The following is a 15,973-nucleotide window of genomic DNA, read 5'->3' as shown; positions in this document are numbered from 1 at the left end:
AATGTTCATCTTATATTTTAAATCGTTAATTACATACGTCAAAATTAAAGTAATGCTTCTAAGTGTCTTCTTATTGCTAAAATGAAATCCTGTGTATTTAATTTCTTTTTATTCTCTAATGTAGAAATAATATATAAATCTCCTGTCATTTCTCCATCTTCAATTGTATCAATACATGCCTTTTCAAGCTTATCAGCAAATTCCATTAATTCAGGGATATTATCTAACTCACCACGTTTTCTTAAAGCACCTGACCATGCAAAAATAGTTGCAATTGGGTTTGTTGAAGTTTCTTCACCCTTTAAGTGCTTATAATAATGTCTCTGAACTGTACCATGAGCAGCTTCATATTCATAGTAACCATTTGGTGAAGCAAGTACTGATGTCATCATTGATAATGAACCGAATGCTGTTGCAACCATATCTGACATAACGTCGCCATCATAGTTCTTACAAGCCCAAATATATCCGCCCTCTGAACGCATAACTCTTGCTACTGCATCATCGATTAATGTATAGAAATACTCAATTCCTGCTTCTTCAAATTTTTCTTTATATTCTGCTTCATAAATATCAGCAAAAATATCCTTGAATGTATGGTCATACTTCTTAGAAATAGTATCTTTTGTTGCAAACCATAAGTCCTGCTTTGTATCTAATGCAAAATTGAAGCAGCTTCTTGCAAAACTTTCAATTGAATCGTTAAGGTTATGCATACCCTGTACAATTCCTGCACCCTTAAATTCATGAATTAATTCTCTTGTTTCTTCTCCTGCTTCATTTGTGTATACAATTTCAGCCTTTCCAGGTCCCGGAATCTTCATTTCGCTTCCCTTATATACATCACCATATGCATGTCTTGCTATTGTAATTGGCTTTGTCCAATTCTTAACGTATGGCTCAATTCCTTTAACAATAATTGGAGCTCTAAATACTGTTCCATCAAGAATTGCACGAATTGTTCCATTTGGGCTCTTCCACATTTCTTTTAAATTATATTCTGTCATTCTTGCTGCATTAGGTGTGATTGTTGCACACTTAACAGCTACCCCATACTTCTTTGTAGCTTCTGCTGAATCAAATGTAACCTGGTCATTTGTTTCATTTCTGTACTCAAGGCCTAAATCATAGTACTCTGTCTTTAACTCTACGAAAGGTTCTAATAACTCATCCTTGATTAATTTCCAAAGAATTCTTGTCATTTCATCTCCATCCATTTCAACTAATGGAGTTGTCATCTTAATTTTTGCCATCTTACTTCCTCCTAGAAATATACTCATGTTAAATTATACTTCATTGAACCATCTTTGTAAACTAAACATTTTAACACTTTACACTTTTAAAGACTTGATTTAAAAATCTATAACCGGCAAAATATTTGATGCGTATTATAGTTTAATCATCATAAATATATAAAAGCAAATATAACAATCATCATTTAACACCCAATAATTCTACAGGATTTATAACTCCTGCGCCCTGAATATTAGCCGGCAAATTAACATCCTTGCATGATTCTATCATCTTTCTTTTCACATCTATATTTTTTAATTCAGGATATTTAGATAGCAACAATGCAACACATCCTGTAACAACAGGTGTTGCCATCGATGTTCCACTTTTTACTGTATATTTTTTCAATTTATAATTATTGTTGCAGCTTACAATATTATTACCATAAGCTATCAAATCAGGCTTTTGAATACATTCACATGTTGGACCTCTTCCAGAATAATTCGATGTGTATCTCCCATTTACATTTACTTTTTTCCCATCCTCTACTACACCAACAGTAATAATTTTTTTACTCACACCGGGCACAGTTATACTGCCTATATCAGGACCATTATTACCTGCAGCTGCAACCACAACTAATCCTAACTGCCATAGTATTTCTACATATTTAATCAAACGCATTTCTGAGCAATTATTATGAATTGTTCCAAAAGATATATTTACTATTTTTATATTATATTTTTCATAATTATCTATTATCCATTTAATACCATCTATAACTTTATCTTCAATACCTATTCCCTTTGCATTAAGAACTTTTAGAACAACTAACTGAGAACCCTTTGCAATTCCATTTATATTCATTCTTCCATAGAATCTGTCTTTAGATTCTCCGGCTATTATCCCTGCAACGTGAGTTCCATGTCCATTATCGTCATAACATTTTTCCCTATTCCCAACAAAATCCTTAAATAATATAATTTTTTCCTTCAAATCAGGATGTTCTGCCATTCCTGTATCAAGTATAGCTACAACAATATCCTGCCCGATAATTCCCTTTTCTTCTATACAATCTATTTTCAATAATTTTCTAACTGTATTCATTTCAACTTTCCAATAAAAATATGATATGTAATAAGCAGGCATATAAAAGTTCTTATGTTGTCTATACTTTAATATATGTTTTTTTCTTTTAAAGTTTATTTTTTTGTAAACAATTTTAAGTTCATTACATATTATTTAGTGTAAACAATATTTTAGGGGAAACAAATATGAGTGATTTAGCAGCAACAAACTGCGGATGTGGATGCGGTTGTGAAGGAGGAAACAATACTTTATTTTTAATTCTTATCCTTTTATTCTGCTGTGGTGGAAATAACGGATGCGGTTGTGGAGGAAACGATGGCTGTGGTTGCCAGAGCATTCTTTGGATTTTAGTACTTCTTTGTGCATGCGGAAATAATAACGGTGGCTTCTTTGGAAATGGTTGCGGCTGTTAATTGATTCGAAAGATTATTATCAATATGATTTAGAATGTCTTTTGAAAAATGCACTTGCCACTAATTTTTTAGAAGATACAAATCTGTTTTTATTACTAATGGCATTAAGCATTTAAATTAAAAAGGAGGTCAGCCTTATGGATAATGCAAATATGAAGCAAACGTTATTTGACAGCATGCTTACTAACAGAAATCTGCAGATTCTAAAGGCTGTTCTCCCATACATAGATTATGATACGGGCAAATCTCTTGGAATATATATAAAATTTCAGGAATTAAAAAATTCATTTTCTATTAACCCCGGTTCATACATGATTAAAGATAAAAACGGAAATTATAAAGCCATGAATTGTGACAAGCCTCTTGATTTTTCTACTTTATATCCCATTGTAAAAGATTATCTTACAACTGATGAACAGGAAATGTTTGAAACATTTATCGGTATGATGGATATGTTTTCAATGGATAACGAGGCAAAAGAATCTATGTTTGGTGAATATATGGATATGTTTAAAGAAATGTTTTAACTTAAAATTTATCTGCTTTCATAATACATTTTATAAATTTTTAGCGTATAGTAATGCAGATTAAAAATTATTATGTGCTGCATTTATTGTAGCAGAATGGAGATTTTATATGAGCAATAACGAATGGATGAATGATCCTGTTTTATCAGGTATTTCTAATGAAAAATTAAAGATTCTTACAGACATTGTTGAGAACACAGGTGAAATGGATGCAAAGCAAATGATTCCTTATTTCATAAAAGCATCTAATGAAGCGACAAAGCAAGGTGCCTCTTTTACAAATGAAGAAACTGATGCAATTCTTAATGTTTTAAAGCAAAAAATGACACCAAAAGAACAACAAAGAATTGAAATGGTTAAACGCCTTACAAAACTAATGAGTAAAAATAAGAAAAGCTGATTTTTCCTGATAATTTGATAGAATTTTAAATTGCAAGATAGCTTCTTGATTTTACTCATTTTAATAAGTATATTTATTACATATATATATTTATTAGATTATGTACAAATTGTATTAGATTGTGTAAAAAATGTATTAGATATGGACAGTTTGAATACTGTAATCTGCGTGTAAATTAAATTAAATATGGATGTTTTAAATACTATAACTTGCATGTAATTCAAATTATTTACATACACTATCTATGCTTTTGACGATATGAAAGGTACCTTAAAGATGAGCGAATATCCTATTAAAATAATTAAAAGTAAAAGAAAAACTATGTGTTTAGAAATAAAACATGACGGAACGCTTATTGTAAGAGTTCCGTTTTTCATGAGAAATGATGATGTATTAAAATTTGTTAACAGTAAACAGGATTGGATTAATTCCCATTTAAGCAAAATAAAAAACAATCAGGCTGATTTAGAAAATAATTATTTGACAAAAGATGAAATAAACAATTTAATATCTACTGCTTCCGATTATATTCCAACACGTGTTTCTTATTTTGCAAAAATAATGGGTGTTTCCTATAACCGTATTTCAATTAGAACACAGAAAACGAGATGGGGAAGTTGCAGCAACAAAGGCAATCTTAATTTTAATGCTCTACTTATGCTTACTTCTAAAGACATAATTGATTATGTTGTTATTCATGAACTAAGTCATAGAATTGAAATGAACCATTCTCCCCGTTTTTGGTCTATTGTTGAAAATGTATTACCAAATTACAGAGTTCAAAGAAAATGGCTAAAGGAAAATGGATACAAACTGATTAGCAGAATCCCAAGATAAAAATGACGCAGATAACATTACCTGCGTCATTTTATATTTCCCGAAATATAAATTCTATTTTATTTCAAGAAATTATTTTATTGTGTTTTTTGTCCCAATTATTTCATTACTATGTTAATGATTCGTCCCGGAACATAAATTTCTTTTACAACGTTTCCTGTAAGCTTGTCTGCTATTGCTTCTTTTCCTGCTAAAATAGCATCATCTTTTGAAACATCAGCCGGAAGTTCTACGACTGCTTTTGTTTTACCATTTATCTGTACAGGAACTTTAATTGTATCTTCTACCATCTTGCTCTCATCATATTCAGGCCATTTTTCAAATGCAATTGTATCATTGTGACCTAAAATCTGCCAGATTTCTTCACCTACATGTGGACATATACATGAAAACATTTTAATAAAGTTTTCTGCATATTCTTTTGGACATTTTCCTGCTTTGTATACTTCATTAACAAATGTCATCATCTGAGCAATAGCTGTATTATATCCTAACTCTTCAAAGTCATTTGTTACTTTCTTAACTGTCTGATGATAAATCTTTGTTAATGTATTATCGTTTTCATCTACGATTTTCTCTTCATCTGTAAAGAATGCCCATACTCTCTTAATGAAACGATAAGCTCCCTGTACTGCATCAGAATTCCATGGTTTTGAAACTTCAATCGGTCCCATGAACATTTCATATAATCTTAATGTGTCAGCACCATATTCCTCTACAATATCGCTTGGATTTACAACAAATTCAGGGAATCTTTTACCCATCTTAATACCATTTTCACCAAGAATCATTCCCTGATGAACTAACTTCTTAAACGGTTCTTTTACAGGTGAAAGACCCTGGTCATATAAAAATCTGTTCCAAATACGTGAATACATCAAATGACCTACAGCATGTTCAGGACCACCTACATATAAATCTACAGGCATCCAGTGTTTTAACAATTCCTGATTTGCAAATTCTTTATCATTATCAGGGTCAATATATCTCATATAATACCATGAAGATCCTGCTGAACCGGGCATTGTTGCTGTTTCACGCACACCCTTAATTCCATTTTTATCATACTGCTTCCATTCAACAGCATTTTCAAGAGGAGCTTTACCATTCTTTCCTTTATAATCATCCAATGGCGGAAGAATTAATGGAAGTTCTTCGTCAGGAAGGAAATAAATTTCTCCATCTTCTTTATATACACAAGGAACAGGTTCTCCCCAGTATCTTTGTCTTGCAAAAATCCATTCACGGAAGTGATAATTTACTGTTTCCTTTGCAACTCCCATGTCTACTAATTTCTTTGTAATTGCAACTTTTGCTTCTTCAACTGTAAGGCCTGTAAATTCTTCAGAATTAATAAGCTTGCAACCTTTTCCAAGATAATCCTGTTTTTCAAATGCATGCTCAGATACATCTGCGCCTTCAATTACCTGAATCATATCGATGTTATGTGCTATCGCATATTCAAAGTCTCTCTGGTCATGACTTGGAACTGCCATAACAGCTCCTGTACCATAACTTGCAAGTACGAAATCACCAATAAATAAAGGCACTTTCTTACCATTTACAGGATTGATACAATAAATGCCTTCAAGTCTGCAACCTGATTTTGTTTTATTTAATTCTGTACGGTCAAAATCATTCTTCTTAGCTGTTTCAGCAATATATGCCTCGACTTCTTCCTTATTTTCTACTCTGTCCATAAGGCTCTTAACAATTTCACCGTCCGGTGCTAATACCATAAATGTAATTCCATATATTGTTTCAATACATGTTGTAAAGATAGAGAATTTTCCTCCGTCTACGATTTCAAATTCTACTTCTACACCTGTGCTCTTTCCAATCCAGTTTCTCTGCATATCTTTTGTTGATTCAGGCCAGTCAATTTCTTCTAAGCCTTCCAAAAGTTTTTCTGCAAATGCAGGCTGGTCGATTACCCACTGTTTCATATTCTTTCTAACAACCGGATAGCCTCCTCGTTCTGATTTTCCATCAATTACTTCGTCATTTGAAAGAACTGTTCCTAATTCTTCACACCAGTTTACAGGCATATCAATATGTTTTGCATATCCTGCTTCATATAATTTTTTAAATATCCACTGTGTCCATTTATAAAACTTAGGATCAGATGTTGCAATCATCTTAGACCAATCATAATCAAATCCTAACTCTCTTAACTGTTTTGAGAATGTTGCAATATTCTTCTGTGTAAATTCTGCAGGATGATTACCTGTAGTTACCGCATACTGTTCTGCAGGAAGTCCAAATGAGTCATATCCCATTGGATGAAGTACATTGTATCCCTGCATTCTTTTCATACGTGACATAATATCTGTAGCTGTATAGCCTTCCGGATGTCCTGCATGAAGTCCTACACCTGATGGGTATGGGAACATATCAAGAGCATAATATTTTGGCTTGCTAAAATCCCAGACATCCGTTTTAAATGTCTCATTTTCCTGCCAATATTTCTGCCATTTTTTTTCAACTGTCTTATGATTATAAGCTGTAGACATAATTATTTTTCCTCCTAGATTATAGATTATAATTTATAATCATTTTATTATTTACTCAGCTAAATTTGCTGTTGTTTGCATTTCACTTGTCTGAGAAGTAGTTTCCTTAGAATTCTGTGTTGTTGTTTCCTCAGACTTTTTCTTTGTCGTTGTTTCTTCTTTACTCTTCTTTGTAATAGTTTCTTCTTTTTTATGCTTAGTCGATTCAGGTACTTTTGGTTTCTTATTTAATTTAGTTTCCTTAATAACTAATTCAACTGTTGCTTCACAGTTTCCAATATTACCTGATTCATCAGTAGCAATTACTTTAACGGAATTATCTCCAATTTCTAATTGATCTTTAGGAAAAGCCACTGCTTTAATTGTAACTCCACTTTCATCACAACTTGCTTTTGACTTAACTAAATCTTCTATTGCTTTTTTTACTTTATCTTTCTGATAATCTTTTATGCTTGCACTCTTAACTTCATATTTAAATTTATATGTTGATAATGTTACCTTAGGACAGGTCGTATCAATTACTTTAAATACAACTGTCTGAGAAAATTTTTCTCCGGCTTTATTTTTATATGTAAATTTAACTTTATTTTTTCCAAGCGTGCCTGAATCTATTTTATTGTATTTTAATTTCGATGTAACATCCTGTCCGTTAGCATTAATTGCAATTATATTTTCAAGGTATTTTACATCTGTACCTTTTTCAACATATACAACCTTATCACCAACAGCAATTGTACTGTTAGCAAGCTTTAAATAAGGATTAGCTTCATCAGTGTCAGTAGGATCCCACCCACATTTTTTATATGTTTCAGTCTTTGCAAGCGGTTCCATAGGTAATACATCCTTCTTTGAACCTTTTACAATTTTAACTTTAGTTCCTGTTCCACAGTTATCATATATCCATTTTGCATCTCTTGCAGTAAGCAAAATACATGAACCTGCTTTTTGCTTTTCTCCTAAACTGTTATATGATTTTTTATTTAAAGTCCAACTATATTTTTCACTATAATTAACTGACTGAATCCAACTGTTTTCAGAAATCTGTGAGTTATATTTATGCCATGATTTATTAATATCAAGCCAGGTGTATTTTTTCTGAACCTTACCCTTGCCTTCATTTATTCCATCTCCAACGGAACACTGAAAGACATAGGTAGGAACCTCATTATTATCCTTGTCTGTCTCGTATACAATGAGAGCATTCTTTTTTATATTGACCACAAGATTATATTTACCTGTCCCACTATTCTGCTCTTCATCCTGTGTTTCTTCTTTACTGTCAATTCCTTTTCCTTGTGTACTTGCAGTTCCTCTTGACTGTAATCTATGCTGAACATACATCAGGCCGCCAAAAATAATAGCTGCAACAATAATAACCTCTATTAATGTTGTAATTATATTTTTTAAATTTTTAGCTTTTGAATTATCTTTTCTACTCACAAAATCATTCCTTCCCATAATTTCACGCATACTGTTATATTATACAACAAATGGTTATTTTTGCAATAGAATATAGACGTCGCTCATAAGCCCTGATATATGATATTCCCTACTGATTTTCTTCTTTTTCTTTAGCTATTTTTACAATTCTGCTTGTCCCAAGTCTGTCTGCTCCTAATTCAATAAATTTTTCTGCATCTTCTAAGCTACTGATTCCACCTGCGGCTTTAATTTTAGTATTGTTGAATACATTGTCAGCAAATAATTTTACCGAATGGAAAGTTGCCCCTTCTGTGGAAAATCCTGTTGATGTCTTTATATAATCTGCTTTTGAAAGCGAAACAATTTCTGACATTTTTTCTATTTCTTTATCTGTTAAAAGACAGGTTTCAATAATAACTTTAAGTAATTTTCCATTACATGAATCTTTTACTTTGTTAATCTCATTAAATATTTCTCCCCATTTTTCCTCTTTTACCCATCCGATATTTATAACCATATCAATTTCACTAGCACCATCTTTAACGGCACTTTGTGCTTCATAGCATTTTACTTCTGTAGTATTATATCCATTTGGGAAACCAATTACCGTACATATTGCAATTTTTCCATCAACATATTCTGCAGCCTGTTTTACAAAGCTAGGAGGTATGCATACTGAAGCTGTATTGTATTTAATGCCCTCATCACATATATTTTTTATCTGATTCCATGTCGCCTCCGGTCTTAATAACGTATGATCAACTTTTGATAATATTTCTTTAATATCCATCTCATTCTCTCCTTTATAATTTATTTTTCTTTATTTAACAACTAATCGTTAGAAACGTTAAACTAAATGAGTCGTGTTCACTTTATTTTCTTTTACAATATAATATTGAGTTTTTGATGCCTACGGATTGTTCTGTGCTACGCGCTCTCACAATCCTACCACAATATTAAACTATAGGATTATTTGCTTAAGCAAATAACCCTATAGTCACTTACATTTAACATATCATTTAGTTTTTATAATTTCAAACATAATACTTTACACAAGAATCATGCAAAATTATTTATTATTAGCCTCACTTCTTTCACGCACTTCTTTTTCCTGTACATCAACCGGTGCCTGCTCGTATCTGGACAATACGTATTCAAATTCACCAAGTCCACCTGTTATTGCTCTAAGGCTTGTTGAATATCCATACAAATCAGACATAGGAATTTCTGCTTCTATAATTTGAATATTATTTTTATCAGGAGTCATTCCAACAACTCTTCCATGTCTCTTATTTAAATCTCCCATTACATCTCCTGTAAATTTATCAGGTATTGTAACTGTAAGTAATGCCATTGGCTGTAGTAATACAGGCATCGCTTCCATAAATCCTTTCTTAAATGCAATCATGGTTGCTGTTTTAAATGCAACTTCTGACGAATCTACAGGATGATACGAACCATCAATTAATGTTGCCTTAATTCCAACAACAGGATATCCTGCAAGAGGTCCCTTTAAAACGCTTTCCTGTATTCCTTTTTCGACCGCAGGAAAATAATTTTTAGGAACTGAACCACCAAATATCTTTTCTTCAAATACATATGGTCTTGATAAATCTCCTGATGGCTCAAATTCAATTACTACATCGCCATACTGTCCATGTCCGCCTGACTGTTTTTTATGTTTGCCCTGAGCCTGAACTTTCTTTTTAATTGTTTCTCTAAATGCAAATTTTGGTTTTAACAATTCAATTTCTACTTTATATTTTTCCTTTAATTTACTTGCTACAACATCTAACTGCTGATCTCCTATACCATAAAGTAAAAGTTGTCTGTTTTCTTCGTCACTTACTGTCTTAAGTGTCAAATCTTCTATACACAACTTAACCAATGCCTGTGCTAATTTATCTTCTTCACCTTTCTTTACTGCCTTATATCGTTTATATGTATATGGTTTAGACATTGTAGTCGGGTGATAAACTACCGGCCATTCCTTTGTTGCTAAAGTATCGCCTGTTCTGGTGCTTGTAAGCTTGCCTACCGCTCCTATATCTCCTGCGTGTAATTCGGTTATTTCAGAAATATTTTTGCCACATATAGTATAAAGTTTTCCTAATTTTTCCTCGATTCCTTTTGACGGATTATAAACTGTAGTTGATGCCTTAAGTATACCTGTTCTTACCTTTACTAATGAATATTTACCGACAAACGGATCCATTATTGTTTTAAATACATATGCCGTTACAGGTTTAGTTTCATCAAAATCAGCTATTACATCCTCACCTGTATCCTGATTTTTTCCTTTCTTAAATACCTCTGCCTTATCAGGTGATGGAAAATATTTTTCGCATGTCTGTAAAAGCATATTTACACCTTTACAGTTAATACCTGCTCCTATTTGTACAGGAACTATATCACAACTTATTACACTTTTTCTAAGTGCTTTTGATATTTCTTCATTTGAAAATTCTTCCCCACTAAAATATTTATCCATAAGTTCTTCGTCTGACTCCGCCACAGCCTCCATAAGCTGTTCTCTACATGGAATCAAATCACTTTCAAGATTATCCGGTATATCTCTTTCCACATATTCGCCATTATCACCTACAAATTTTCGTCCACCCATTTTAACAACATTTACATATCCTGTTAAAATGCCATCTTCAATTATTGGCAAATGAAACGGAGCAATCTGTTTACCAAATGTTTCCTTTAATTGCTTTACGGTTTCCATATATTTAGCATTAGGATCATCCATTCCTGTAATAAAAAATATTCTTGGAATTTTTCTTCGTTCACATATTTCCCATGCCTTTATCGTTCCTACTTCTAATCCTGCTTTGCCATTTACTACTATTACAGCTGCATCTGCCACACTCATGGCATCCTCTGTCTGTCCGACAAAATCAAAATAACCCGGAGCATCCAGTATATTAATCTTTAATCCGTTCCATTCTATTGGAATAACTGCCGCATTAATAGAAAACTTACGCTTAATTTCTTCTGAGTCATAATCGCTTATAGTGTTTCCATTATCGACACTGCCCATTCTGGTTATCACTCCTGTTGCGTACGCCATTGCTTCTGCTAATGTAGTTTTACCTGCGCCTCCGTGTCCTAAAAAAACTACATTTCTAACCTGAGATGTTTTATACACATTCATAGCTGTACCCTCCTAATATTATTATGTATTGCCCCTTCCAGTGGTTGGTGGCTTATTTCTTGAAACATTTATAAAAAATAATTTCGTTCACCATTTTTAATATTTAATTAATCCGTTCACTATCATACAATCTATTTTACAAAATTATTATATGATTTACAACATTCCTCTATGTTAAAAAACGTTACAATAAAAATTTGTTTTTTCCTATAAAATGGGTTATAATGCCTTGAATAATTCTTATAATTTTTTATTTAATACATAAAGTTTAAATTTTATATTGAATATCTTGCTTTAAAGTGCTAAACTTTAAAGCGTTAAAGTTAGAAGATTAATTTACGGGAAGAAAGGACTTAAAAAATGAGAAAACTAACATTTGGATTTATTGGAATCGGATTAATTGGTGGTTCTATTGCAAAAGCTATTCGACGTGTTTTACCTGAATCAACAATTATTGTATATAACAGACGTGAATCATCCAGAACATTAGCTTTAAATGATGGTACTGCAAATATTGCAACTGATAAGGTTGATTCAACATTTTCACAATGTGATTATATTTTCTTATGCACTCCTGTTGAAAAAAATGTTGAATACCTAAGTATTTTAAAAAAAATTATAAATGATAACTGTATTATAACAGATGTTGGTAGTGTAAAAACAAATATTCATCAGGCTGTAAATGCCCTTGGTCTTGAAGAACATTTTATCGGCGGACATCCTATGGCCGGTTCTGAGAAAACAGGATATGAAAATGCTAATGACCGACTTGTTGAAAATGCATACTACCCTCTTACTCCTACAAATAAAGTTGAGCAAAAATATGTAGATGAATTAACTAAAATTGTTAAAATGATTGGAGCAATTCCAATTCGTATATCTTATGAAGAGCATGATAAAGTTGTTGCAGCAATTAGTCATCTTCCTCATCTGATTGCAGCCAGTCTTGTTAACTTAGTAAAACATAACGACTCAAAGGAAGAGTATATGAAAACTTTAGCTGCCGGAGGATTTAAAGACATAACAAGAATCGCCAGTTCTTCACCTGAAATGTGGGAACAGATTTGTATGACTAACACCAAAAACATCAGCATTATGCTTGACAAATATATTCATGATTTAAAAGATATTAAATCAAGCCTTGATAACAAACGTGGCTCAGACATCAATGCTCTTATTACTGAAAGCCGTGATTACAGAGATAACATTGAAGAACATAACAATTCTATCATACCTAGAAGTTACAGAATTTACTGTAATATTATCGATGAATCAGGTGCAATTGCTACTATTGCAACTATCCTTGCAACAAGTGGCGTCAGCATTAAAAATATCGGAATTGTTCATAATAGGGAATTTGAAGATGGTGTTCTTAAAATTTCTTTCTATGACCAGGATTCAGCTGATAGAGCTGTAGAAATGCTTGAAAGACATAAATATGACATAGTAAAGAGACAATAAATATAACAAAAAAGTGTAACAATTAACAAAAATAACTGTTACACTTTTTTATTTAATACAACGAATCAATTATATCAAAGTAATTTTCAAATGTTTTTTTACAGCACATCGGATTTTTTATAGTTATGCCTCCGCAAACTAACCCAATAAGTGTAAATGACATAGCAACTCTGTGGTCATTAAATGTTTCTATCTCTCCACTGTTGACTTTTCCCGGTTCAATGCAAATATTAACTTTACCATCCGCTAATTCTTCTCTTGCTTTTATTCCTAAACAATTAAGATTAGTTATTATGGCATTTACTCTATCACACTCCTGCATTTTTATATGTCCTACATTTTTTATTAATGTTTTACTTTTTGCAAATGCAGCTACACACGCCATTGTCAATGCCTGATCAGAAAAATCATTCATATCAATTTCTATTCCTTTGTATTCAGATACATTTGAACCATCAATTATAATCCCTTCATCAGTATCTTTTACAAGGCATCCCATTTTTTTCAAAGCATATAAAAATTTAATATCTCCCTGCATTGAATTTAAATGCAGATTTTTTACCAAAACTTTTTTCTTAATCATTAATGACATTGCATAGAAATAACATGCTCCTGACATATCAGGTTCTATCTGATATTTTTCTAATCTGAACCTTTGTTTTTCTATATTATATTTATTTTCTTCAAATTGAACATATTTAATTCCAAATTGCTTAAGCATATTTAAGGTAATTTTTATATATGCACCGTTAACACGTTTTCCTGTTAGTTTTATTTTCAAACCTGTCATAACAGCAGCCATTAATAATGCACTTGCATACTGACTACTTGTATCTGTGTTAATCGAAACTTCTTTCTTGTCTAAACCATTTGAAGAAATAATAAATGGAAAATGACCTTCTTCTTCTAAACAACTAATCTTAACTCCTGCATTTCTTAGCAAATCAATAATTTCACCCATCGGTCTTTTTTTCATTTGTTCTGAAGAATTAAGAGTATATTCTCCTCCTGTAACTGCAAGCATAACCGTTAGGAATCTGGCTGCAGTTCCAGCGCTTCTTACATCTATTGTTGCTTTTCTATTTGGTATTTCCCCTGATGTTCCAACAACCTTTACTCTTTTTTCATTTTCGTCTATAAATAATTGAAATCCCAATTTTTCAAGGCAATCTAAAAATGCTCTGGAATCATCACTAAAAAGTACCCCATCTAAGTTACACTCTCCATCAGACAATGCAGCTAACATTAATGCTCTGTTAGTTATGCTTTTTGAACCCGGCACATTTACAATAATATCTTTATTATTTTCTAATTTCTGTACTATATAAACATCTGTCATTACTAATCCTCATATAAGTTTATGTGTCTATTCTTCTGTTTCATTATCTGTTATAAACATAGCATCTCCAAATGAGAAAAATCTATATTTTTCTTTTACTGCTTCTTCATAAGCTGCCATAATATTTTCTCTTCCTGCAAGTGCTGATACAAGCATTAAAAGTGTTGATTCAGGAAGATGAAAATTAGTTATAAGACAGTCAATTGCCTTAAATTTATAGCCCGGATAAATAAATATCTCTGTCCAGCCATTTCCTGCCTTAACAATGCCATCTTCACCTGTAACAGATTCTAGTGTTCTACAGCTTGTTGTCCCTACAGCAATAACTCGTCCACCATTTTTACGGCATTCATTAATCTTTTTAGCCTCTTCTTCCTCTACATCATAAAATTCGGAATGCATATGATGTTCTAATACATTTTCTACTTTTACAGGTCTAAATGTACCTAGTCCGACATGAAGAGTTACATTTGCAATTTCAACACCCTTTTCTTTGATTTCATTTAACAATTCTTTTGTAAAATGAAGACCTGCTGTAGGCGCTGCGGCACTACCTTCATACTTTGCATATACTGTCTGATATCTGTTTTTATCTTTTAACTGATGTGTAATATATGGTGGAAGCGGCATCTGTCCTAACTTATCAAGTATTTCTTCAAATATGCCTTCATATTTAAATTGTATTAATCTGTTACCTTCTTCAACAACATCAATAACCTTTCCAACTAAAAGTCCTTCACCAAATGAAATTTCAGTTCCAACTTTGCATTTTTTACCCGGTTTAACTAATGTTTCCCAAACATCATTTTCTTTTCTTTTTAATAATAATACTTCAATCTTCGCATCTGTTCCGACTTTACTTCCAAAAAGTCTGGCAGGAATAACTTTTGTATTATTAATTACAAGACAATCTCCTTTATGCAAATATTTAACAATATCTTTAAATATATGATGTTGTATTTTTCCTGTGTTTTTGTTTAATACCATAAGTCTTGAACTACTTCTGTCCTCAAGTGGGTCCTGAGCTATCAGTTCCTGTGGTAAATCATAATAAAAATCATGTAAATTCATTGTTTTTTCCATTATTTTATAATTTCCTTACTATCTAAAACAATTGTGAATGGTCCATCATTTTCCAGACTAACTTTCATATCTGCGCCAAATATTCCTTTTTCAACAACGCTTATTTCTTTTTTGCATTGTTCTATAATGTATTCATACATTTCATTTGCCATATCTGGTTTTCCCGCATTGATAAAAGAAGGTCTGTTTCCTTTTTTACAATCTGCATACAAAGTAAATTGTGAAATAAGTAAAAGTTCACCTGATACATCTTTTAAACTAATATTTGTTTTTCCATTTTCATCTTCAAAAATTCTTAAGCCAATCATTTTCTTAATCATTTTATCAGCTATTTCCTTTGTATCATTTTCAGATATACCTATAAGTACCATATAGCCTTTATCTATTTTACCTACTACATTTCCATCAACCTTAACTGATGCATGATTTACTCTTTGTATTACAAATTTCATTTTATTCTCCTGTGCAATATGTAATGCCCCTGCCCTTCTGTCAG

The 15,973-nt window shown here is 31.9% G+C and carries 14 protein-coding genes; 5 read left to right on the top strand and 9 right to left on the bottom strand.

Translation table 11 applies throughout. From position 1 onward, the window contains the following. Positions 1–44: 44 nt before the first annotated feature. Together DWW96_RS08940 and DWW96_RS08935 are read right to left on the bottom strand one after the other, a co-directional pair. Complete coding sequence (locus tag DWW96_RS08940) at positions 45–1,253, bottom strand: NADP-dependent isocitrate dehydrogenase (protein ID WP_022089095.1); 1,209 nt, start codon at positions 1,251–1,253, stop codon at positions 45–47. Between the two features lie 181 nt (positions 1,254–1,434). Further along, entirely contained in the window at positions 1,435–2,340 is a 906-nt protein-coding gene (locus DWW96_RS08935; protein WP_117910170.1) for a S8 family peptidase, read from the bottom strand. A gap of 167 nt (positions 2,341–2,507) precedes the next feature. On the opposite strand from DWW96_RS08935, the gene DWW96_RS08930 reads away from it, so the two are divergent. The 4 genes from DWW96_RS08930 (at position 2,508) to DWW96_RS08915 (ending at position 4,499) form a co-directional block, all read left to right on the top strand. Next, positions 2,508–2,735 carry a hypothetical protein gene (locus DWW96_RS08930; protein ID WP_022089093.1) on the top strand — a complete coding sequence of 76 codons (228 nt, stop codon included), beginning with the start codon at positions 2,508–2,510 and terminating at the stop codon, positions 2,733–2,735. Positions 2,736–2,872: 137 nt separating this feature from the next. Then, positions 2,873–3,262, top strand: a complete 390-nt coding sequence (locus DWW96_RS08925) for a hypothetical protein (protein WP_117910169.1) — start codon at positions 2,873–2,875, stop codon at positions 3,260–3,262. Positions 3,263–3,371: 109 nt separating this feature from the next. Further along, the gene (locus DWW96_RS08920; RefSeq protein ID WP_022089091.1) at positions 3,372–3,662 is read left to right on the top strand and encodes a hypothetical protein; all 291 of its coding nucleotides are present in this window, start codon (positions 3,372–3,374) and stop codon (positions 3,660–3,662) included. Positions 3,663–3,983: 321 nt separating this feature from the next. Beyond that, entirely contained in the window at positions 3,984–4,499 is a 516-nt protein-coding gene (locus DWW96_RS08915; protein WP_243003056.1) for a SprT family zinc-dependent metalloprotease, read from the top strand. 98 nt (positions 4,500–4,597) lie between these two features. On the opposite strand, the gene leuS is transcribed toward DWW96_RS08915, so the two are convergent. The 4 genes from leuS to DWW96_RS08895 all read right to left on the bottom strand — a co-directional run bounded on the left by leuS (position 4,598) and on the right by DWW96_RS08895 (position 11,594). Beyond that, positions 4,598–7,012, bottom strand: a complete 2,415-nt coding sequence (leuS, locus tag DWW96_RS08910) for a leucine--tRNA ligase (RefSeq protein ID WP_022089089.1) — start codon at positions 7,010–7,012, stop codon at positions 4,598–4,600. A 51-nt stretch (positions 7,013–7,063) separates the two neighbouring features. Further along, positions 7,064–8,452: a L,D-transpeptidase gene (locus tag DWW96_RS08905; protein WP_117910167.1), complete on the bottom strand. Its 1,389-nt coding sequence runs from the start codon at positions 8,450–8,452 to the stop codon at positions 7,064–7,066. 109 nt (positions 8,453–8,561) lie between these two features. After that, positions 8,562–9,224 (bottom strand): deoxyribose-phosphate aldolase, encoded by a 663-nt coding sequence (deoC, locus tag DWW96_RS08900; protein ID WP_022089087.1) that lies wholly within the window; start codon positions 9,222–9,224, stop codon positions 8,562–8,564. A 279-nt stretch (positions 9,225–9,503) separates the two neighbouring features. After that, positions 9,504–11,594, bottom strand: coding sequence for an elongation factor G (locus DWW96_RS08895; protein ID WP_117910166.1), 2,091 nt, complete (start codon positions 11,592–11,594; stop codon positions 9,504–9,506). Positions 11,595–11,954: 360 nt separating this feature from the next. On the opposite strand from DWW96_RS08895, the gene DWW96_RS08890 reads away from it, so the two are divergent. Continuing rightward, complete coding sequence (locus DWW96_RS08890; RefSeq protein WP_022089085.1) at positions 11,955–13,055, top strand: prephenate dehydrogenase; 1,101 nt, start codon at positions 11,955–11,957, stop codon at positions 13,053–13,055. A gap of 52 nt (positions 13,056–13,107) precedes the next feature. Here DWW96_RS08890 and aroA read toward each other — a convergent pair whose 3' ends face one another. Genes aroA through dtd form a run of 3 tightly spaced genes read right to left on the bottom strand, consistent with a single transcriptional unit; the run spans position 13,108 to position 15,929 of the window. Beyond that, a complete protein-coding gene (gene aroA / locus DWW96_RS08885; RefSeq protein WP_117910165.1) occupies positions 13,108–14,394 on the bottom strand; it encodes a 3-phosphoshikimate 1-carboxyvinyltransferase in 1,287 nt (428 codons plus the stop codon). 27 nt (positions 14,395–14,421) lie between these two features. Next, on the bottom strand, positions 14,422–15,465 hold the full coding sequence (queA, locus tag DWW96_RS08880) for a tRNA preQ1(34) S-adenosylmethionine ribosyltransferase-isomerase QueA (RefSeq protein WP_117910201.1): 1,044 nt from the start codon (positions 15,463–15,465) through the stop codon (positions 14,422–14,424). An 11-nt stretch (positions 15,466–15,476) separates the two neighbouring features. Next, a complete protein-coding gene (gene dtd, locus DWW96_RS08875; protein ID WP_022089082.1) occupies positions 15,477–15,929 on the bottom strand; it encodes a D-aminoacyl-tRNA deacylase in 453 nt (150 codons plus the stop codon). Between the last annotated feature and the right edge of the window lie 44 nt (positions 15,930–15,973).

Source organism: Eubacterium sp. AF17-7 (genome assembly GCF_003461285.1).
Classification (GTDB): domain Bacteria; phylum Bacillota; class Clostridia; order Lachnospirales; family Lachnospiraceae; genus Eubacterium_U; species Eubacterium_U album.
This window is presented reverse-complemented; position numbering and strand designations above follow the sequence as displayed.

Bases quoted from the DNA above. Each gene is read 5' to 3' on its own strand.
- DWW96_RS08940 (WP_022089095.1), bottom strand. From the start codon at position 1,253: ATGGCAAAAATTAAGATGACAACTCCATTAGTTGAAATGGATGGAGAT.
- DWW96_RS08935 (WP_117910170.1), bottom strand. From the start codon at position 2,340: ATGAATACAGTTAGAAAATTATTGAAAATAGATTGTATAGAAGAAAAG.
- DWW96_RS08930 (WP_022089093.1), top strand. From the start codon at position 2,508: ATGAGTGATTTAGCAGCAACAAACTGCGGATGTGGATGCGGTTGTGAA.
- DWW96_RS08925 (WP_117910169.1), top strand. From the start codon at position 2,873: ATGGATAATGCAAATATGAAGCAAACGTTATTTGACAGCATGCTTACT.
- DWW96_RS08920 (WP_022089091.1), top strand. From the start codon at position 3,372: ATGAGCAATAACGAATGGATGAATGATCCTGTTTTATCAGGTATTTCT.
- DWW96_RS08915 (WP_243003056.1), top strand. From the start codon at position 3,984: ATGTGTTTAGAAATAAAACATGACGGAACGCTTATTGTAAGAGTTCCG.
- leuS (WP_022089089.1), bottom strand. From the start codon at position 7,012: ATGTCTACAGCTTATAATCATAAGACAGTTGAAAAAAAATGGCAGAAA.
- deoC (WP_022089087.1), bottom strand. From the start codon at position 9,224: ATGGATATTAAAGAAATATTATCAAAAGTTGATCATACGTTATTAAGA.
- DWW96_RS08895 (WP_117910166.1), bottom strand. From the start codon at position 11,594: ATGAATGTGTATAAAACATCTCAGGTTAGAAATGTAGTTTTTTTAGGA.
- DWW96_RS08890 (WP_022089085.1), top strand. From the start codon at position 11,955: ATGAGAAAACTAACATTTGGATTTATTGGAATCGGATTAATTGGTGGT.
- aroA (WP_117910165.1), bottom strand. From the start codon at position 14,394: ATGACAGATGTTTATATAGTACAGAAATTAGAAAATAATAAAGATATT.
- queA (WP_117910201.1), bottom strand. From the start codon at position 15,465: ATGAATTTACATGATTTTTATTATGATTTACCACAGGAACTGATAGCT.
- dtd (WP_022089082.1), bottom strand. From the start codon at position 15,929: ATGAAATTTGTAATACAAAGAGTAAATCATGCATCAGTTAAGGTTGAT.